Genomic DNA, 18,994 nt, shown 5'->3' with positions numbered 1-18,994 from the left:
CGCTCTTACCGGGCCGAAGCGAGTTGAGTGAAAGCGGAACCGAGCCACTGCTGCACACCGCTCATGGTGGCGGCAGAGGTGTCGAGGAACGGCTGCGGATACACGCCCAGCAGGATCAGCAGGCCAGCCAGGCCCAGCACCATGACCATCTCGCGGGTGTCCATGCCGGCCAGCACGGTGTCGGCCTTGGCCGGGCCGAAGTAGGCGCGGTGGATCATGATCAGCGAGTAGACCGAACCGAATACCAGGCCGGTGGTGGCGATCACGGTGATCCACGGTACGTGGGCGAAGCTGCCGATCAGGATCAGGAACTCACCGACGAAGTTGCCGGTGCCTGGCAGGCCCAGCGACGCGGCGGCGAAGAACAGGCTGATGGCCGGCAGGTAGGCGATGCGGTGCCACAGGCCACCCATCTGGCGCATGTCACGGGTATGCAGGCGCTCGTACAGCTGGCCGGACAGGATGAACAGCGCGGCGGCCGACAGGCCGTGGGCCAGCATCTGGATCACCGCGCCTTGCAGGGCCTGCTGGCTGCCGGAGTAGATGCCGATCAGCACGAAGCCCATGTGCGAGACGCTGGAGAAGGCGATCAGGCGCTTGATGTCGGTTTGCGCGAAGGCCAGGAAGGCACCGTAGAAGATACCGATCAGGCCCAGGGTCATGGCGATCGGCGCAAACTCGGCCGAGGCGTTCGGGAACAGCGGCAGGGCGAAGCGCAGCAGGCCGTAGGCCGCCGTCTTCAGCAGGATGCCCGCCAGGTCCACGGAACCTGCGGTCGGTGCCTGGGCGTGAGCGTCAGGCAGCCAGGAGTGGAACGGCACCACCGGCAGCTTCACCGCGAAGGCGATGAAGAAGCCCAGCATCAGCACGTATTCCACGCCAGCCGGCAGTTCGGCCTTGAGCAGGTCGCTGTAGTTGAAGGTCAGCACGCCGGTGGTGTTGTAGTTGACCAGCACCAGGCCAAGGATCGCCACCAGCATGATCAGGCCGCTGGCCTGGGTGAAGATGAAGAACTTGGTCGCCGCGTAGATCCGGGTCTTCTTGCCGTCCGACGAACTGTGACCCCAGAGCGCGATGAGGAAGTACATCGGCACCAGCATCATTTCCCAGAAGAAGAAGAACAGGAACAGGTCCAGGGCCAGGAACACACCGACCACGCCGCCGAGGATCCACATCAGGTTGAGGTGGAAGAAGCCGACGTGGCGCTGGATCTCTTTCCACGAGCACAGTACCGACAGCACGCCGAGCAGGCCGGTCAGCAGGATCATCAGCAGCGACAGGCCGTCCAGGGCCAGGTGCACGCTGATGCCGAAGCGCTTGATCCACTCGAACTTGTATTCGAGGGCCCAGTGCGGTTCGGCGCCCGGCGCCGGGGCCAGGGTGTAGTCGCCGTTAGCCCACAGCCACAGGCCGATGCCGAGCAGCAGGGACATGGTCAGCAGCGCGATCCAGCGGGGCAGGGTGGCGCCGAAGCGCTCACCCAGCCAGCACAGGAGGCCGCCGATGAAGGGGATCAGGATCAGCCAAGGCAAAATCATGACGGGTTGGTTTCCTTTGGCAAAGTCGCAAGGTTCTTCATAGTCATACCGCAGCCACTACCACGGCGCCCAGCACCAGCACGGCGCCGACGGCGATCGAGGCGGTGTACCAACGCAGCTGGCCGGTCTCGGTCTTGCTCATGGCGACGTTGCCGCCGCGAGCCATCCGTGGGATCAGGCCGATGCTGCGGTCCACCGGATCCTTGCGCAGGATGTGGCAGATCAGCAGGTAAGGTTTGACGAACAGCTTGTCGTAGATCCAGTCGAAGCCCCAGGCGGCGAACCACCAGGCCGACAGGACGCGACCGATACCACTGTTGGCGATGCTGCTGACGAAGCGACGCTTGCCCAGGAACAGCAGGGCCGACAGCAGGATACCGGCGATGGCGATGGCGCCCGAGGCGATCTCCAGCGAGTGCTTGGCTTCGCCACCGGCGTGGCCGGCGCTCTCAGGCAGCACGCCTGCCAGCGGCGGGTGGATCCAGGCGCCGATGAAGGTCGACAGCACGATCAGCACGCCCAGCGGCAGCCAGTGGCTGATGCCGTGGCCGGCATGGGCTTCGGTCTTGGCTTCGCCGTGGAAGGCGATGAAGATCAGGCGGAAGGTGTACAGCGAGGTCATGAACGCGCCGACCAGGCCGGCGTACAGCAGGCCGGTGTTGCCGCTGGCGAAGGCTTCCCAGAGGATCTCGTCCTTGGAGTAGAAGCCCACGGTCAGGATCGGCAGGGCGGCCAGTGCGGCACCACCGACCACGAAGCTGGCGTAGGCCAGCGGCAGCTTCTTCCACAGGCCGCCCATCTTGAAGATGTCCTGCTCGTGGTGGCAGGCAACGATCACCGCACCCGAGGCAAGGAACAGCAGGGCCTTGAAGAAGGCGTGGGTCATCAGGTGGAAGATCGCCGCGTCCCAGGCACCTACGCCCAGGGCCAGGAACATGTAGCCGATCTGGCTCATGGTCGAGTAGGCGAGGATACGCTTGATGTCGGTCTGCACCAGCGCGGCGAAGCCGGCAAGCACAAGCGTGACACCGCCGACGACGCCCACAAGATGCAGGACGTCCGGCGCCAGCAGGAACAGGCCGTTGGTACGGGCGATCAGGTACACGCCCGCGGTCACCATGGTTGCGGCGTGGATCAGTGCCGAAACCGGGGTCGGGCCCGCCATCGCGTCGGCCAGCCAGGTCTGCAGCGGCAGCTGGGCCGATTTACCGACCGCGCCACCCAGCAGCATCAGGGTGGCCAGGACCATCCAGGTGTCGCCGGCCTGGAACTTCTGCGGTGCCAGCACCAGCAGTTCCTGCACGTTCAGCGTGCCCAGCTGGGCGAACAGGATGAACAGGCCGATGGCCATGAACACGTCGCCGATGCGGGTGACGATGAACGCCTTGAGTGCTGCGTTACCGTTGTTGCGGTTGCTGTAGTAGAAACCGATCAACAGGTACGAGCACAGGCCCACGCCTTCCCAGCCGAAGTAGATGAACAGCAGGTTGTCGCCCAGCACCAGGAACAGCATGCTGGCGATGAACAGGTTGGTGTACGAGAAGAAGCGCGAGTAACCGGCTTCGCCACGCATGTACCAGGAGGCGAACAGGTGGATCAGGAAGCCCACACCGGTGACCACGCCCAGCATGGTGACCGACAGGCCATCCACGTACAGGGTGAAGTTCGGCGCGAAGCCGTCCACCGACATCCACTGCCACAGCAGCTGGCTGTACGCACCGCCCTCAGGCGGGGCGACGTTGAACTGCCAGATCACGTAGGCGGCGGTGGCCGCCGACAGACCGACCGAGCCGACGCCGATCAGCGCGGACAGGTTCTCCGAGAACCGACCACGGGAGAACGACAGCAGCAGGAAGCCGATCAGGGGGAATACGAACGTCAGGAAGATAAGGTTCATCCGCGCATCTCACTGGCAGCATCGATGTCGAGAGTGTGGAAGCGGCGATACAGCTGCAGCAGGATCGCCAGGCCAATGCTGGCCTCGGCGGCTGCCAGGCTGATCACCAGAATGAACATCACCTGGCCGTCGGGCTGGACCCAACGGGCACCGGCGACGATGAACGCCAGGGCAGAGGCGTTCATCATGACTTCCAGGCTCATGAGCACGAAGAGGATGTTGCGGCGGACCATCAGGCCAACCAGACCTAAGCAGAACAGGATGCCGGCGACCGCCAGACCATGCTCGAGAGGGATAGCACCCATGATTTACTCCTTCGCCTCGTTGCGGCCCAGGTGGAAGGCGGTGACGGCTGCCGCGAGCAGCAGCATCGAGGCCAGTTCGACCACCAGCAGGTACGGCCCGAACAGGCTGATGCCGACTTCTTTGGCGCTGACGGTGGTACCGCTGATGGCGGCGCCCGACGGGCTGACGAACAGCACGTACAGCAGCTCCAGCAGCAGCAGGGCGGCGAGGATCACCGGCCCCGCCCAGATGCCGGGCTTGAGCCAGCCGCGTTCCTGGGCGACCGAGGCCGGCCCGAGGTTGAGCATCATCACCACGAACACGAACAGCACCATGATGGCGCCGGCGTAGGCGATCACTTCCAGGGCGCCGGCGAACGGCGCACCGAGGGAGAAGAAGATCATCGCCACGGAAATCAGCGAGATGATCAGGTAGAGCAGGGCGTGCACCGGGTTGGTGCCGGTCACCACGCGAAGCGTGGAGACAACGGCGACACCGGATGCGAAGTAGAAAGCGAATTCCATCTTTCTGTCCTTATGGGAGCAAGCTCTTCACGTTGATCGGCTCGGCTTCGTTCTGCGCAGAGCCTTTCGGCTTGCCAGCGATGGCCATACCGGCAACACGGTAGAAGTTGTAGTCAGGGTTCTTGCCGGGGCCGGAGATCAGCAGATCTTCTTTCTCGTACACCAGGTCCTGACGCTTGAACTCGGCCATTTCGAAATCCGGGGTGAGCTGGATCGCGGTGGTCGGGCACGCTTCTTCACACAGGCCGCAGAAGATGCAACGCGAGAAGTTGATGCGGAAGAACTCGGGGTACCAACGACCGTCCTCGGTCTCGGCCTTCTGCAGCGAAATGCAGCCGACCGGGCAGGCCACCGCGCAGAGGTTGCACGCCACGCAGCGCTCCTCGCCGTCGGGGTCGCGGGTGAGGACGATGCGGCCGCGGTAGCGCGGCGGCAGGTACACGGGTTCTTCGGGGTACTGCAGGGTGTCGCGCTTGCGGAACCCGTGGGAGAACACCATCACCAGGCTGCGCAGCTGAGTGCCGGTGCCCTTAACGATGTCGCCGATATACTTGAACATGGGTCAAATCCTCACTGGGCCGCGACGGCTGGCGTGTTGTAGAGCACGATCGCAGCGGTCACCAGCAAATTGATCAGGGTCAGCGGCAGGCAGAACTTCCAGCTGAAGTCCATCACCTGGTCATAGCGTGGGCGCGGGATCGAGGCGCGCAGCAGGATGAACAGCATGATGAAGAACGCGGTCTTCAGGGCGAACCAGAAGAACGGCAGCTGCGGCAGCAGGTCGAACGGACCGTGCCAGCCACCGAAGAACAGGGTGACCAGCAGCGCCGAGATCAGGATGATGCCGATGTATTCACCGACGAAGAACATGCCCCATTTCATGCCGGCGTATTCGATGTGGTAGCCGTCGGCCAGTTCCTGTTCCGCTTCCGGCTGGTCGAACGGGTGACGGTGAGTCACGGCGACGCCAGCGATGAAGAAGGTGCAGAAGCCGAAGAACTGCGGAATGATGAACCACAGGTTCTGGGCCTGGTATTCAACGATGTCGCGCATGTTGAACGAGCCCACCTGCACCACCACGCCCATCAGCGCCAGGCCCAGGAACACCTCGTACGACACGGTCTGCGCCGAAGCACGCAAGCTGCCCAGCAGGGCGTACTTGTTGTTCGACGACCAGCCGGCGAACAGCACGGCGTAGACCGACAGGCCGGCCATGGCGAAGAAGAACAGCAGGCCGATGTTCAGGTCGGCCACGCCCCAGCCCGGGGTGATCGGGATGATCGAGAAGCCGATCAGCAGGGCGCTCATGGCCACGACCGGCGCCAGGGTGAAGATCATCTTGTCGACGAAGGGCGGGTTCCAGTCTTCCTTGAAGAACATCTTCAGCATGTCGGCTGCGATCTGGAACATGCCGAACGGGCCGACGCGGTTCGGACCGTAGCGGTCCTGCCACCAGCCCAGCAGGCGACGCTCGACGAAGCTGAGCAGCGCGCCGCAGACCACCACGGCCAGCAGCACCACGATGGCCTTGACGACCTGAATGATCACATCGATCACTTCGGGGGTGAACCAGCTCATTGTGCTGCCTCCTGCAGGCCTTCGACGGATGCACCGAAGATGGCGGGCGGAATGCCGGCCAGGCCTTTGGGCAACGCAACCAGGCCAGCGCCCAGCTCTTCATTGATACGCAGCGGCAGGCGCAGCGACACACCGGCCACGTTCAGGCTCAGCATCGCGCCGTCGTTGACGCCCAGGCGGTCGGCTTCGGACTTGGCCAGGCCGACGTAGGCGGCCGGGATGCGCTCCTGCACCGGGGCGGCGCGCGAGGAGCTCTCTTCGCTGCCGAACAGGTGGAAGAACGGCACCGCGGTCCAGGTGCCACGGGCTGGGTTGAACGCGCCAGGGATGGCGGTGAACCAGCTCAGGCGGTCGCCCTGGGATTCGATCAGGCGTACGCCCGGGTCACCGGCACGCAGGTGGCCGCCGACCTCGTCCTGGAACTTGTTCCAGGCTTGCGGCGAGTTCCAACCCGGCGACCAGGCGAACGGCACCTGCTGACGCGGCTCGGCCGAACCCGAGTAGCCTTCCATGGAGAAGGCGAACGCGGTGTCCTTGTCCTGCGGGGTACGCGGCTCGTGCACGCTGATGTTGGCGCGCATGGCGGTACGGCCCGAGTAGCGCAGCGGCTCACGGGCCAGCTTCATGCCCTTGATGCGGAACGCGGCGGACGGCGCTGCGTTGACGATGCCGGCCAGTTGCGGGGCGGCTTCGGCGCAGGCGCTGGTGACGTGGTCCAGCTGGGTCCAGTCCACCGGCTTGTTGAGCAGGGTGGCACGCAGGGCGTGCATCCAGCGCCAGCCTTCGTGGATCTGGATGCTGCTGTCCAGGTACTGCGGGTCGAACACCTGGAAGAAGCGCTGGGCACGGCCTTCCTGGCTGACCAGGGTGCCGTCGCCTTCGGCGAACGAGGCGGCTGGCAGTACCAGGTGGGCACGGTCGACAGTGGCGGTTTTGGAGTGGTCGGCAACGATCACCACCTTGGCGGCAGCCAGGGCTGCGTCGACCTTGGCGGCCGGTACGCGGGCGTACAGGTCGTTTTCCAGGACGACGATGGCGTCGGCCTTGCCGCTGATGACCGCATCCAGGGCGGCATCGACGGACTCGCCACCGAGCATGGCCAGGCCGATGCTGTTGGCTTCAGGCACCACCAGGCTCAGCGAGCCGTTCTTCTCGCGCAGCTTGAGGGCCTTGGCGATGTTGGCGGCGGCTTCGATCAGTGCCGGGTCGGCCAGCGAGGTACCGGCAACGACCAGTGGGCGCTGGGCAGCGACCAGGGCGTCGGCGATGCGCTGGGCCAGGGCCTTGGCGTCGCTGTCCAGGCCTTCGACGGCCGGGGCGCTCGGGTCGATGGCGTGGGCCACGGCGAAACCGATGCGGGCCAGGTCGGCGGGAGCGGCGTGTACACACTCTTCGGCCACGTCGTCCAGCTTGGTTTCAGCCAAGGATGCGATGAACAGCGGGTACAGCGCGTGCTGGCCGATGTTCTTCACCGCAGCGTCCAGCCAAGGCTGTACGCGCATGGCGTCGGCCATGGCTTCGGCCTTGCCCTTGGTGGCCTGGCGTACGGCCAGGGCGACACGGGCGGCGGTCTGGGTGAGGTCTTCGCCGAGCACGAACACCGCGTCGTGGTCTTCGATGTCGCGCAGGGTCGGCACTGGCAGCGGGCTGTTGTTCAGCACGTTCAGCGCCAGGCGCACGCGAGCCAGTTCACCGGCTTCCATGCCCGAGTAGAAGTACTCGGCGCCGACCAGCTCACGCAGGCCGTAGTTGCTTTCGAGGCTGGCGCGTGGCGAGCCGATACCGACGATGGTGCGGCCGCGCAGCAGGTCGGCGGCTTTGTCCAGGGCGGCGTCCAGCGACAGCTTGGAACCGTCGGCCAGCAGCGGCTGGCGTGGGCGGTCGCTGCGGTTGACGTAGCCATAGCCGAAGCGGCCACGGTCGCACAGGAAGTACTGGTTCACCGAGCCGTTGAAACGGTTCTCGATGCGGCGCAGTTCGCCGTAGCGCTCACCCGGGCTGATGTTGCAACCGCTGGAGCAGCCATGGCAGATGCTTGGAGCAAACTGCATGTCCCACTTGCGGTTGTAGCGCTCGGAGTGGGTCTTGTCGGTGAACACACCGGTCGGGCAGACCTCGGTGAGGTTGCCGGAGAACTCGCTTTCCAGCACGCCGTCTTCAACGCGACCGAAGTACACGTTGTCGTGGGCGCCGTACACACCCAGGTCGGTGCCGCCGGCGTAGTCCTTGTAGTAGCGCACGCAGCGATAGCAGGCGATGCAGCGGTTCATCTCGTGGGCGATGAACGGGCCGAGGTCCTGGTTCTGGTGGGTACGCTTGGTGAAACGGTAGCGGCGCTCGTTGTGGCCGGTCATTACCGTCATGTCCTGCAGGTGGCAGTGACCGCCTTCCTCGCACACCGGGCAGTCGTGCGGGTGGTTGGTCATCAGCCATTCGACGACGCTGGCGCGGAACGCCTTGGACTCTTCGTCGTCGATGGAGATCCAGGTGCCGTCGGAGGCCGGGGTCATGCAGGACATGACGATACGACCACGGGTGTCGTTCTCGTCGGTGTACTGCTTGACCGCGCACTGCCGGCAGGCGCCGACGCTACCGAGCGCCGGGTGCCAGCAGAAATAGGGGATGTCGAGGCCGAGTGACAGACACGCCTGTAACAGGTTGTCCGCACCGTTGACTTCGAGCGCTTTGCCGTCTACGTGGATAGTGGCCATTGTTCAAAGTTCTTCGTTGGCCCGCGTGAGCGGGCGTGGCTAATGGAAATCGGTGAGCCTGCGGCCAGCCACGAATCGTTCGGGCCGGCCAGCGGGCTGGCGGATGGCACGGACCATCCGCTGTTTCATCTTGTTATGCGCCGACCACGATCGGCCCGCTCTTGTTAACGGAAAGGTTCGGGCGCAGGGTGTCTCCCGCGTTAGCGGGAGCGACACCGGCCTCGAACTCCGAGCGGAAGTATTTGATGGCACTGCCCAATGGCTCGACGGCACCCGGTGCGTGAGCACAGAAGGTGCGGCCTGGGCCGAGGAAGTTGACCAGACCCAGCAGGGTCTCGATGTCTTCGGCGCGGCCCTGGCCGTTCTCCAGGGCGCGCAGCATCTTCACGCTCCACGGCAGGCCGTCACGGCATGGGGTGCACCAGCCGCACGATTCGCGGGCGAAGAACTCTTCCATGTTGCGCAGCAGCGAAACCATGTTGACGCTGTCGTCCACCGCCATGGCCAGGCCCGTACCCATACGGGTGCCGACCTTGGCGATGCCACCGGCGTACATCTGTGCATCGAGGTGCTCGGGCAGCAGGAAGCCGGTACCGGCGCCGCCTGGCTGCCAGCACTTGAGCTTGAAGCCGTCGCGCATGCCACCGGCGTAGTCTTCGAACAGCTCGCGGGCGGTGACGCCGAACGGCAGCTCCCACAGGCCCGGGTTCTTCACCTTGCCGGAGAAGCCCATCAGCTTGGTGCCGTGGTCTTCGCTGCCTTCACGGGCCAGCGACTTGTACCAGTCGTTGCCGTTGGCGACGATGGCCGGCACGTTGCACAGGGTCTCGACGTTGTTCACGCAAGTCGGCTTGCCCCACACGCCGACGGCGGCAGGGAAGGGCGGCTTGGAGCGCGGGTTGGCGCGGCGGCCTTCGAGGGAGTTGATCAGTGCGGTTTCTTCACCGCAGATGTAGCGCCCGGCACCGGTATGCACGAACAGCTCGAAGTCAAAGCCCGAACCGAGGATGTTCTTGCCCAGAAGGCCTGCGGCCTTGGCTTCGTCGATGGCGCGATTGAGGTTCTTCGCCGCGGTGGTGTATTCGCCACGCAGGAAGATGTAGCCGCGGTAGGCCTTCAGCGCGCGGGCACTGATCAGCATGCCTTCGACCAGCAGATGGGGCTGTTGCTCCATCAGCATGCGGTCTTTCCAGGTGTTGGGCTCCATTTCATCCGCGTTGCACAGCAGGTAGCGGATGTTCATGGATTCGTCTTTGGGCATCAGGCCCCACTTCACGCCAGTGGGGAAGCCTGCGCCGCCACGGCCCTTGAGGCCGGAGTCCTTGACGCTCTGCACGATGTCGTCGGCGGACATGTCGGCCAGCGCCTTGCGCGCGGCGGCATAGCCGTTCTTGGACTCGTACTCGGCCAGCCAGACCGGCTCGCCGTCGTCACGCAGGCGCCAGGTCAGCGGGTGGGTTTCGGCGCTGCGCGCAATGCGGTTGGCCGGGCCGAAGGAAGTGATGGTCATACGTAACCCTCCAGCAGCTTGGAGACGCCGGCAGGTTGCACGTCGCCAAAGGTGTCGTCGTCGATCATCAGCGCCGGGGCCTTGTCGCAGTTACCCAGGCAGCACACCGGCAGCAGGGTGAAACGCCCGTCGGCGGTGGTCTGGCCGAGGCCGATGCCCAGCTCGCTCTGGATCTGGCTGACCACGGACTCGTGGCCGCCGATGTAGCAGACCATGCTGTCGCACACGCGGATGATGTGGCGGCCAACCGGCTGGCGGAAGATCTGGCTGTAGAAGGTGGCCACACCCTCGACGTCGCTGGCGGGGATGCCCAGTACTTCGCCGATGGCGTAGATGGCGCCGTCCGGCACCCAGCCGCGCTCTTTCTGCACGATCTTGAGGGCTTCGATGGACGCCGCGCGCGGGTCCTCGTAGTGGTGCATCTCGTGCTCGATGGCCGAGCGCTCGGTTTCGCTCAGGGCGAAACGGTCGGTTTGGATAAGCGTGCTGTTCATGCTTAGCGGTCCACGTCAGCCATAACGAAGTCGATACTGCCCAGGTACGCGATCAGGTCCGCGACCATGCTGCCTTTGATCACCGAAGGGATCTGCTGCAGGTGCGGGTAGCTCGGGGTACGGATCCGGGTGCGGTAGCTCATGGTGCCGCCATCGCTCGTCAGGTAGTAACTGTTGATGCCCTTGGTCGCCTCGATCATCTGGAACGACTCGTTGGCCGGCATGACCGGGCCCCACGAGACTTGCAGGAAGTGGGTGATCAGGGTCTCGATGTGCTGCAGGGTGCGCTCTTTCGGCGGCGGCGTGGTCAGCGGGTGATCCGCCTTGTACGGGCCTTCCGGCATGTTGCGCATGCACTGGTCGATGATGCGGATACTCTGGCGCATCTCCTCGACGCGGACCATGCAGCGATCGTAGGCATCGCCGTTGTGGGCCAGCGGTACTTCGAACTCGAAGTTCTCGTAGCCGGAGTAGGGGCGGGCTTTACGCAGGTCGAAGTCGCAACCGGTCGAACGCAGGCCGGCACCGGTGGTGCCCCATTCCAGGGCCTCTTTGGTGTTGTAGGCGGCGACGCCGATGGTACGGCCTTTGAGGATGCTGTTCTGCAGGGCAGCCTTGGTGTATTCGTCCAGGCGCTTGGGCAGCCATTCGACGAAGTCCTTGACCAGCTTGTCCCAGCCGCGCGGCAGGTCGTGGGCCACGCCACCGATGCGGTACCAGGCCGGGTGCAGGCGGAAACCGGTGATCGCCTCGATCACGGTGTAGGCGCGCTGGCGGTCGGTGAAGGTGAAGAACACCGGAGTCATGGCGCCGACGTCCTGGATATAGGTACCCAGGAACAGCAGGTGGCTGGTGATGCGGAAGAATTCGGCGAGCATGACGCGAATCACGTCGACTTTCTGCGGCACCTGGATGCCGGCCAGCTTCTCTACCGCCATCACGTACGGCAGGTTGTTCATCACCCCGCCGAGGTAGTCGATACGGTCGGTGTAGGGGATGAAGCTGTGCCAGGACTGGCGCTCGGCCATCTTCTCGGCGCCACGGTGGTGGTAGCCGATGTCCGGGACGCAGTCGACGATCTCTTCGCCGTCCAGCTGCAGGACGATACGGAAGGCACCGTGGGCGGACGGGTGGTTCGGGCCAAGGTTGAGGAACATGTAGTCCTCGTTGGCGCCCGAACGCTTCATGCCCCAGGCTTCGGGGTTGAAGCGCGCCGACTCTTCTTCAAGCTGCTGCTTGGCGAGCGTGAGGCTGTAGGGGTCGAACTCGGTGGCACGGGCCGGGAAGTCCTTGCGCAGCGGGTGACCTTCCCAGGTCGGCGGCATCATGATGCGGGTCAGGTGCGGGTGGCCGGCAAAGTCGATGCCGAACATGTCCCACACTTCACGCTCGTACCAGTTGGCGTTGGGCCAGATGCCGGTGACGGTGGGCAGGTTGAGGTCGCCTTCGCTCAGCGACACCTTGATCATCACGTCGCTGTTACGTTCGATCGACAGCAGGTGGTAGAACACGCTGAAGTCGGCAGCCGGCAGGCCGCGGCGCTGGGTGCGCAGGCGCTCGTCCACGCCGTGCAGGTCGTACAGCATGCTGTACGGCTTGGCGACGTTGCGCAGGAAGGTCAGGATTTCTTTGAGCTGGGCACGCTTGACCCACAGTACCGGCATGCCGGTGCGGGTTTCCTGGGCGACGAAAGCGTCGGCGCCGAATCGGTTGTGCAGTTCGACGACCACATCCTGGTCGTCAGCCTTGTAAGGCGGAATATAAATAGCGTTGTCCGCTGTCATGGTCTCGGTCGCTTTGGGTCAACGTTAAGAATGAAGCCAGGCCGCCGGCTCCAGGGGGAGCGGGCGGCAGGTCGCTGGATCAGACTTCGTCGGGGCTGCGCAGGTTGGTTACCGCGATACGCTGTTCGCGACGCAGGTCTTTCTGGGCAGGCATCTCGGCACGGTAAATGCCTTGATCGCCGACAACCCAGGAAAGCGGGCGTCGCTCCTGGCCGATCGACTCCTGCAGCAGCATCAAGCCTTGCAGGAACGCCTCGGGGCGTGGCGGGCAGCCAGGCACGTACACGTCCACGGGGAGGAACTTGTCGACCCCTTGAACGACCGAGTAGATGTCGTACATGCCGCCGGAGTTGGCGCACGAACCCATGGAGATGACCCACTTGGGCTCGAGCATCTGCTCGTACAGGCGCTGGATGATCGGCGCCATCTTCACGAAGCAGGTACCGGCGATGACCATGAAGTCGGCCTGGCGCGGCGAGGCCCGGATGACTTCGGCGCCGAAGCGGGCGATGTCGTGGGGCGCCGTGAAGGCCGTGGTCATTTCCACGTAGCAGCAGGACAGGCCGAAGTTGTACGGCCAGAGGGAGTTCTTGCGACCCCAGTTGACCGCGCCACGCAGCACATCTTCGAGTTTCCCCATGTAGATGTTCTTGTGGACCTGGTCCTCTAGCAGTTGATCGGTGACGGTTTCCCGTTCACCGACCGGGTACTGCTCGTTGGGCGCATCCGGATCGATTCTGGTGAGATTGTATTGCATGCCAAAGCCTCATTGTTTCAGCTTCGCTTGCCGCTTGCGGCGACCTTCGGGAGCCCAATCGAGCGCCCCGACGCGCCATAGGTAGACAAGACCTGCCAACAGAATTGCTATGAAAACGAGTGCTTCGACGAATCCGGTCCAGCCGCTTTCGCGGACGGACACAGACCATGCATACAGGAAGAGGGCTTCGATATCGAAGATCACGAACAGCATCGCGACCAGATAGAATTTGGCGGACAGGCGCAGACGGGCGCTGCCGACGGGCAGCATGCCGGATTCGAAGGGTTCGTTCTTGGCGCGACCCCAGGCCTTGCTACCGAGCAGGCTGGACAGGCCGAGCATGAAGGCGCACAGGCCGACGACACCCAGGAGGAAGATGGCAAAGCCCCAGTTGTGGGCCATGAGTCCTGCCGAATCGGACATGCTAGAAATCCTTATACAGAGACCCAGCTCTGAAGTCTGAAATAAGTAAAGCGGCGACGCGGTGTCGCAGGCGCAGTGACCAAATGTCGCAGCTGAATCAATCGCGCTGATTTTATGGGTAAACCCGGTGCAAGTAAAATTTCCGTTGCAAATTTATTCGTAGGTTTAAGAACAAAAACCGTTCGTAACTGGCTGAAACCCTTGAGTTTCGGGCATTGCGTGCGGTTTTGTTAATTATGTTTCTTACTCGACGTAATGACGGCTTAGTTGTGTAATGATAATTAATATCATTTGGATTGAGCTGTATTGATTTAGCAGTTCTGAGCCTTGCAAAGTTCATTGGGCGGCCTCGCCACTTGCAAATGCGAAAAACGCTCGTTCTAGCAGCTTCCAAGCTCGCGCGTACCGCTCTGGGTCAATGCTTCGCAGGTTGGGGCGCGAATGACCGAGGCGGCGATCAGCCACTGGCCGAGCCAGTAGAGCAGGATGATCAGGTACTGGGCGGCGGCAAACGGGCTGACGAAGCGGTCGATGCCGATCAGGCTGTCGGAGAATACGAAGGCGCAGGCGCCCAGTGCTGCGACGCCACCACAGGCCAGGGCGCGCCAGAGCATGCAGCCGATCGCCAGGGCATACAGCGCCACCGGGATCAGCAGTGGGCCCAGGCCGTGGCTGGCGAGCAGGCCGAACAGCGAGCCGCCCACCAGCAGTGCGAGTGCCAGCGAGGGGTAGGCCGGGCGCAGGGTCAGGCTGCAGTAACCGCGCAGGTAGGCGAGGTGGGCGCACAGGAACGCGGCCAGGCCGAACACGAACAGGTCGCGGGGGATGGCCAGGAGGATGTCGCCGAGTACCGAGAAGGCCAGGCCGATCATGATCCAGCGACGGTAAGGGGTGGCGGGTGTGGTGCTCAGCCAGGCGATCAGGGCCAGTACCGGAATGGGTTTGACCAGCAGGCCGAGCAGGGCGTTGTCGCTGGCCAGTGCATATAGATAGAGGGCAGCGGCTGCGACGGCGATCAGGATCAGGTGGCTTGGACGGGGCATGGGCGGTCCTTGCTGGCTGGGCTGCCACAAGGATAGACCTGATCTGCAGTATTGCCTGTGCCGGCCCTATCGCGGGCTCCATGTGGGAGCGGGCTTGCCCCGCGATGAGGTCGACACAGGCAACAAGAAAGGCCCGGGCTTTCACAAGCCCCGGGCCTTATTTTTCAACAGTTCACCAAACTCAGTGGAACTGCTCTTCCTCGGTCGAACCGGTCAGTGCGGTCACCGACGAAGCGCCACCCTGGATCACGGTGGTCATGTCGTCGAAGTAGCCGGTGCCCACTTCCTGCTGGTGCGCCACGAAGGTGTAGCCTTTGCTGGCGTCGGCGAATTCCTGCTCCTGCAGCTTCACGTAGGCGGTCATGTCGTTGCGGGCGTAGTCGTGCGCCAGGTTGAACATGCCGTGCCACATGTTGTGGATGCCGGCCAGGGTGATGAACTGATGCTTGTAGCCCATGGCCGACAGTTCGCGCTGGAACTTGGCGATGGTGGCGTCGTCCAGGTTCTTCTTCCAGTTGAAGGAAGGCGAGCAGTTGTACGACAGCAGCTGGTCCGGGTATTCCTTCTTGATCGCTTCGGCGAAGCGACGGGCCTCGTCCAGGTCCGGCTTGGCGGTTTCGCACCAGATCAGGTCGGCATACGGCGCGTAGGCCAGGCCGCGGGAGATGGCCTGGTCGAGGCCGGCGCGGACTTTGTAGAAGCCTTCACGGGTACGGTCGCCGATCACGAACGGCTGGTCGTACGGGTCGCAGTCGCTGGTCAGCAGGTCGGCGGCGTTGGCGTCGGTACGGGCCAGGATGATGGTCGGTACACCGGCAACGTCGGCGGCCAAGCGGGCAGCCACCAGCTTCTGTACGGCTTCCTGGGTCGGTACCAGTACCTTGCCGCCCATGTGGCCGCATTTTTTCACCGAGGCCAGCTGGTCTTCGAAGTGCACGCCGGCGGCGCCCGCTTCGATCATGTTCTTCATCAGCTCGTAGGCGTTCAGCACGCCGCCGAAACCGGCTTCGGCGTCAGCCACGATCGGCGCGAAGTAGTCGATGTAGCCTTCGTCGCCCGGGTTCTTGCCGGCTTTCCACTGGATCTGGTCGGCGCGGCGGAACGAGTTGTTGATGCGCTTGACCACGGTCGGTACCGAGTCGACCGGGTACAGCGACTGGTCGGGGTACATCGATTCGGCCGAGTTGTTGTCGGCGGCAACCTGCCAGCCGGACAGGTAGATGGCCTGGATGCCGGCCTTGACCTGCTGCACTGCCTGGCCGCCGGTCAGGGCGCCCATGCAGTTGACGAAATCTTTTTCTGGGCGGAAGGACGGGTGGGCACCTTGGGTGACCAGCTTCCACAGTTTCTCTGCGCCCTGGCGAGCCAGGGTGTGCTCCGGTTGCAGCGAGCCACGCAGGCGAACGACATCAGCGGCGGTGTAGGTACGGGTCACGCCTTTCCAGCGCGGGTTTTCGGCCCAGTCTTTCTCGAGGGCTGCAATTTGCTGTTCGCGTGTCAGTGCCATGGAAATAAACCTCGTCGCATCGATCTTGAGTGTAATTGTGCTGATGCTCGACAAACGCGGGTCAGAGGGCCGGGCGGCTGTCCTGTCCGGGGGAGTGCGGCGGCGAACGCAGAAGGCTCGAAGGGGGGGAAGGGTGTGCAGGCCGGGCGAAGGCGTGCGCTGCAGATTGGCTCGTGGATGCCGTGCTGCGGTGCTACGCGATTGCTGATGACTGCGGTGATGCGCTTCCGTCCCTCGGGACAACTTCTTCGTTGCAGTCGCAATCCCGTCGAACCGCCTTGTGGGCCGTATGGACACGAAGCGCCTGCGCTGGTGGTGTGCAGGGCGCTCCGAAGACCCTTGCCAGGGCCTCTGATTAGCGGGAGCGAGGCCATCATGCCTTTGCCAAAAAGAGCCTGTCAACGATTTTGTAGTGCTTTTTTCTGGTTACTACATCTTTGGTCTAATGCGACTTGCCGGTCAGTTTCAAGGCCTTTGGTCGAGGCCTTGAATTGCCTGGGATCAGTCAAGAAGGTCGACTTTGACACGCAAAGTCATATTTTCCCCACGTTGGGTGCTGTAGCTGAGGCTTGACGCACTGCGCTCGGCCTGACTGTCCTGGTTGTAGCCTGCCAGGGTGATCCATTCACCCAGCCTGCCGGTGACCGTTGTGTCGGTGCTTTGCACTTTCACTACATCGGCACGTTCCTGGCTCATTCGGTCATTATTGGTGCTGATTTGCAGGCGTACGGTGTCACCGGTCAGGCGTGGGGTGACGTAGAAACCCTGGGTGACATTGCGGTATTGCGTGTCGCTCTGGATGCGCCCGTAGCCGTCGGTGGAGGTGCTGGTGATGGGGATGCTCTGGCCCACCTGGATCAGCGCCGGTTGCCCTTCACTGGCCTGGATCTGCTGCAGGCCGCCTTCGCGGTTGGCGGTGCCGTAATGGATGACCCGTGCATTGCCGCGATTGTCCTGGAAGTTGCTGTCGTTGTTGTCGACGCTGATCAGCAGGCGCTTGGGCGCGGTGTCCAGTTGCTGCAGCAGGGTGCGCAGGTCGTCGATGCGCTCCTGGCTGGCATTGACGATCAGCTTGTCCTCGAAGGTGCTGACGCTGCCGTCCTTGCCCAGGAACGACTGGGCGGCGGGCAGCAGTTCGGCGCTGCTGCGGTGTTGCAGGGGGATGACCTCGGTGGCGGCCTGGGCGGTGAGGCTGGCGGCCAGCAGCAGTGAGGCGAGGAGGGGGCGTAGCGGCATGTCCATGATCTCCGCGGGTGGAGTGAACATGATGGCAAATTTGTCGGCATCTTGCCGGGCCTGGATCACAGGGGCGTGAAAGGTTGGGGCTGTTGCTGGTCGCTGTCAGTCAATTTACGTAACATCGCCCCTCGAATTTCAGTCTCGCCCCTCAAGGCAACGCCTGTCCTGTGGGAGCGGGGCGTGCTGCCTTTGCTTCCTGTACAGGACCCCCATGAAACCTGCTCGCCTACGCGCCGACCTGCTCGCCGGCCTCACCACCTCGTTCGCCCTGGTGCCCGAGTGCATCGCTTTTGCCCTGGTGGCCCACCTCAACCCGTTGATGGGCCTGTACGGCGCGTTCATCATCTGCACCCTGACCGCGCTGTTCGGCGGCCGTCCGGGGATGATCTCCGGCGCCGCCGGTTCGATGGCGGTGGTGATCGTCGCCCTGGTGGTGCAGCACGGCGCCCAATACCTGCTGGCCACGGTGCTGCTGGGCGGGGTGGTGATGATCCTGTTCGGCGTGCTGCGCCTGGGCAAGCTGGTGCGCCTGGTGCCGTACCCGGTCATGCTCGGTTTCGTCAATGGCCTGGCCATCGTCATCGCCCTGGCCCAGCTGGAGCACTTCAAGGAGGGTGAGCGCTGGCTCAGTGGCACGCCGCTGTACCTGATGATCGGCCTGGTGGCCCTGACCATGCTGGTGGTCTACGTACTGCCCAGGCTGACCCGCGCGGTGCCACCGGCGTTGGTGGCGATCCTCGGCGTCGGCCTGATGGTGTACCTGTTCGGCTTGCCCACCCGCACCCTCGGCGACATGGCGCACATCGCCGGCGGCTTGCCGCAACTGGCCCTGCCGGACGTGCCGTGGAACCTCGAGACGCTGAAGATCATCGCGCCCTATGCGCTGCTGATGGCCATGGTCGGCCTGCTGGAAACCCTGCTCACCCTCAACCTCACCGACGAAATCACCGAGAGCCGCGGCTACCCGGACCGCGAGTGCGTGGCGTTGGGTGCGGCCAACATGGTCTCGGGCCTGTGCGGCGGCATGGGCGGCTGCGCGATGATCGGCCAGACCGTGATCAACCTCAGCTCCAACGGCCGTGGGCGGCTGTCGGGGGTGGTGGCCGGGGTGATGATCCTGCTGTTCGTGTTGTTCCTGTCGCCGTTGATCGAGCGTATTCCGCTGGCGGCGTTGGTCGGCGTGATGTTCGTGGTGGCCCAGCAGACCTTCGCCTGGGCCTCGTTGCGGGTGCTGCGCAAGGTGCCGTTGAGCGATGTGCTGGCAATCGTTGCGGTGACGGTGGTGACGGTGTTCACCGACCTGGCAACGGCGGTGATGTTCGGTATCGTCATCGCCGCGATCAACTTCGCCTGGCAGCATGCGCGTGAGCTGTACGCCGACAGCCATGTGGATGCGGCCGGCGACAAGCATTACCAGGTGCATGGGACGCTGTTCTTCGCCTCGACCACGCCGTTTCTCAACCAGTTCGACCCGGCCGGTGATCCGGCCCAGGTGACCTTGGATTGTCAGCATTTGAGCTTCGTCGATTATTCGGCGATCGCGGCGCTCAAGACCTTGCGCGAGCGGTATGCCAAGGCCGGAAAGCAGTTGCGGGTGGTGCATCTGTCGGAGCGTTGCAAGAAGCTGCTGAAGCGGGCGGGTGAGCAGCACTGACAGGCGGCGTTGTCTGGCCTGGCGCATTCGCGGGTAAATCGGGGCGCCGA

At 63.8% G+C, this 18,994-nt stretch carries 16 protein-coding genes; 1 reads left to right on the top strand and 15 read right to left on the bottom strand.

What is annotated here, in order from left to right; all coding sequences use genetic code 11:
* Positions 1-5 precede the first annotated feature (5 nt).
* The 15 genes from nuoM to DM373_RS12775 all read right to left on the bottom strand — a co-directional run bounded on the left by nuoM (position 6) and on the right by DM373_RS12775 (position 17,317).
* Positions 6-1,538, bottom strand: a complete 1,533-nt coding sequence (nuoM, locus tag DM373_RS12850; protein WP_110993941.1) for an NADH-quinone oxidoreductase subunit M — start codon at positions 1,536-1,538, stop codon at positions 6-8.
* Positions 1,539-1,581: 43 nt separating this feature from the next.
* Positions 1,582-3,435 (bottom strand): NADH-quinone oxidoreductase subunit L, encoded by a 1,854-nt coding sequence (nuoL, locus tag DM373_RS12845; protein WP_110993940.1) that lies wholly within the window; start codon positions 3,433-3,435, stop codon positions 1,582-1,584.
* The gene (nuoK, locus tag DM373_RS12840) at positions 3,432-3,740 is read right to left on the bottom strand and encodes an NADH-quinone oxidoreductase subunit NuoK (RefSeq protein ID WP_008096201.1); all 309 of its coding nucleotides are present in this window, start codon (positions 3,738-3,740) and stop codon (positions 3,432-3,434) included. The genes nuoL and nuoK overlap by 4 nt, the downstream gene beginning before the upstream one ends.
* A gap of 3 nt (positions 3,741-3,743) precedes the next feature.
* Positions 3,744-4,244 (bottom strand): NADH-quinone oxidoreductase subunit J, encoded by a 501-nt coding sequence (gene nuoJ / locus DM373_RS12835; RefSeq protein WP_110993939.1) that lies wholly within the window; start codon positions 4,242-4,244, stop codon positions 3,744-3,746.
* A gap of 10 nt (positions 4,245-4,254) precedes the next feature.
* Entirely contained in the window at positions 4,255-4,803 is a 549-nt protein-coding gene (nuoI, locus tag DM373_RS12830) for an NADH-quinone oxidoreductase subunit NuoI (RefSeq protein ID WP_011534620.1), read from the bottom strand.
* A gap of 11 nt (positions 4,804-4,814) precedes the next feature.
* The gene (nuoH, locus tag DM373_RS12825) at positions 4,815-5,822 is read right to left on the bottom strand and encodes an NADH-quinone oxidoreductase subunit NuoH (protein WP_110993938.1); all 1,008 of its coding nucleotides are present in this window, start codon (positions 5,820-5,822) and stop codon (positions 4,815-4,817) included.
* A complete protein-coding gene (nuoG, locus tag DM373_RS12820) occupies positions 5,819-8,533 on the bottom strand; it encodes an NADH-quinone oxidoreductase subunit NuoG (RefSeq protein ID WP_110993937.1) in 2,715 nt (904 codons plus the stop codon). The genes nuoH and nuoG overlap by 4 nt, the downstream gene beginning before the upstream one ends.
* A gap of 133 nt (positions 8,534-8,666) precedes the next feature.
* Positions 8,667-10,043 carry an NADH-quinone oxidoreductase subunit NuoF gene (nuoF, locus tag DM373_RS12815; RefSeq protein WP_110993936.1) on the bottom strand — a complete coding sequence of 459 codons (1,377 nt, stop codon included), beginning with the start codon at positions 10,041-10,043 and terminating at the stop codon, positions 8,667-8,669.
* Positions 10,040-10,537 carry an NADH-quinone oxidoreductase subunit NuoE gene (gene nuoE, locus DM373_RS12810; protein WP_012313767.1) on the bottom strand — a complete coding sequence of 166 codons (498 nt, stop codon included), beginning with the start codon at positions 10,535-10,537 and terminating at the stop codon, positions 10,040-10,042. The genes nuoF and nuoE overlap by 4 nt, the downstream gene beginning before the upstream one ends.
* Before the next feature lie 2 nt (positions 10,538-10,539).
* Positions 10,540-12,321, bottom strand: a complete 1,782-nt coding sequence (nuoC, locus tag DM373_RS12805; protein WP_110993935.1) for an NADH-quinone oxidoreductase subunit C/D — start codon at positions 12,319-12,321, stop codon at positions 10,540-10,542.
* A 79-nt stretch (positions 12,322-12,400) separates the two neighbouring features.
* Positions 12,401-13,078 (bottom strand): NuoB/complex I 20 kDa subunit family protein, encoded by a 678-nt coding sequence (locus DM373_RS12800; RefSeq protein ID WP_008096180.1) that lies wholly within the window; start codon positions 13,076-13,078, stop codon positions 12,401-12,403.
* Between the two features lie 9 nt (positions 13,079-13,087).
* A complete protein-coding gene (locus DM373_RS12795; RefSeq protein ID WP_110993934.1) occupies positions 13,088-13,501 on the bottom strand; it encodes an NADH-quinone oxidoreductase subunit A in 414 nt (137 codons plus the stop codon).
* Between the two features lie 380 nt (positions 13,502-13,881).
* The gene (locus DM373_RS12790; RefSeq protein WP_110993933.1) at positions 13,882-14,544 is read right to left on the bottom strand and encodes a lysoplasmalogenase; all 663 of its coding nucleotides are present in this window, start codon (positions 14,542-14,544) and stop codon (positions 13,882-13,884) included.
* 181 nt (positions 14,545-14,725) lie between these two features.
* Entirely contained in the window at positions 14,726-16,051 is a 1,326-nt protein-coding gene (gene aceA / locus DM373_RS12785) for an isocitrate lyase (protein WP_023630475.1), read from the bottom strand.
* Between the two features lie 501 nt (positions 16,052-16,552).
* A complete protein-coding gene (locus DM373_RS12775) occupies positions 16,553-17,317 on the bottom strand; it encodes a secretin N-terminal domain-containing protein (protein ID WP_208642797.1) in 765 nt (254 codons plus the stop codon).
* Between the two features lie 184 nt (positions 17,318-17,501).
* Between DM373_RS12775 and DM373_RS12770 the strand changes: the two genes are divergently transcribed.
* Positions 17,502-18,944 (top strand): SulP family inorganic anion transporter, encoded by a 1,443-nt coding sequence (locus tag DM373_RS12770; RefSeq protein WP_110993932.1) that lies wholly within the window; start codon positions 17,502-17,504, stop codon positions 18,942-18,944.
* The last annotated feature ends 50 nt before the right edge of the window (positions 18,945-18,994 follow it).

The sequence above is a fragment of the Pseudomonas sichuanensis genome (assembly GCF_003231305.1).
In the GTDB taxonomy this organism is placed as follows: Bacteria; Pseudomonadota; Gammaproteobacteria; order Pseudomonadales; family Pseudomonadaceae; genus Aquipseudomonas; species Aquipseudomonas sichuanensis.
The sequence above is the reverse complement of the archived record's forward strand: the minus strand, read 5'-3'. Positions and strand labels throughout refer to the sequence as shown.

What these genes read in the sequence shown, in the direction of transcription:
- nuoM (WP_110993941.1), bottom strand. Translation starts at nt 1,538, where the DNA reads ATGATTTTGCCTTGGCTGATCCTGATCCCCTTCATCGGCGGCCTCCTG.
- nuoL (WP_110993940.1), bottom strand. Translation starts at nt 3,435, where the DNA reads ATGAACCTTATCTTCCTGACGTTCGTATTCCCCCTGATCGGCTTCCTG.
- nuoK (WP_008096201.1), bottom strand. Translation starts at nt 3,740, where the DNA reads ATGGGTGCTATCCCTCTCGAGCATGGTCTGGCGGTCGCCGGCATCCTG.
- nuoJ (WP_110993939.1), bottom strand. Translation starts at nt 4,244, where the DNA reads ATGGAATTCGCTTTCTACTTCGCATCCGGTGTCGCCGTTGTCTCCACG.
- nuoI (WP_011534620.1), bottom strand. Translation starts at nt 4,803, where the DNA reads ATGTTCAAGTATATCGGCGACATCGTTAAGGGCACCGGCACTCAGCTG.
- nuoH (WP_110993938.1), bottom strand. Translation starts at nt 5,822, where the DNA reads ATGAGCTGGTTCACCCCCGAAGTGATCGATGTGATCATTCAGGTCGTC.
- nuoG (WP_110993937.1), bottom strand. Translation starts at nt 8,533, where the DNA reads ATGGCCACTATCCACGTAGACGGCAAAGCGCTCGAAGTCAACGGTGCG.
- nuoF (WP_110993936.1), bottom strand. Translation starts at nt 10,043, where the DNA reads ATGACCATCACTTCCTTCGGCCCGGCCAACCGCATTGCGCGCAGCGCC.
- nuoE (WP_012313767.1), bottom strand. Translation starts at nt 10,537, where the DNA reads ATGAACAGCACGCTTATCCAAACCGACCGTTTCGCCCTGAGCGAAACC.
- nuoC (WP_110993935.1), bottom strand. Translation starts at nt 12,321, where the DNA reads ATGACAGCGGACAACGCTATTTATATTCCGCCTTACAAGGCTGACGAC.
- DM373_RS12800 (WP_008096180.1), bottom strand. Translation starts at nt 13,078, where the DNA reads ATGCAATACAATCTCACCAGAATCGATCCGGATGCGCCCAACGAGCAG.
- DM373_RS12795 (WP_110993934.1), bottom strand. Translation starts at nt 13,501, where the DNA reads ATGTCCGATTCGGCAGGACTCATGGCCCACAACTGGGGCTTTGCCATC.
- DM373_RS12790 (WP_110993933.1), bottom strand. Translation starts at nt 14,544, where the DNA reads ATGCCCCGTCCAAGCCACCTGATCCTGATCGCCGTCGCAGCCGCTGCC.
- aceA (WP_023630475.1), bottom strand. Translation starts at nt 16,051, where the DNA reads ATGGCACTGACACGCGAACAGCAAATTGCAGCCCTCGAGAAAGACTGG.
- DM373_RS12775 (WP_208642797.1), bottom strand. Translation starts at nt 17,317, where the DNA reads ATGTTCACTCCACCCGCGGAGATCATGGACATGCCGCTACGCCCCCTC.
- DM373_RS12770 (WP_110993932.1), top strand. Translation starts at nt 17,502, where the DNA reads ATGAAACCTGCTCGCCTACGCGCCGACCTGCTCGCCGGCCTCACCACC.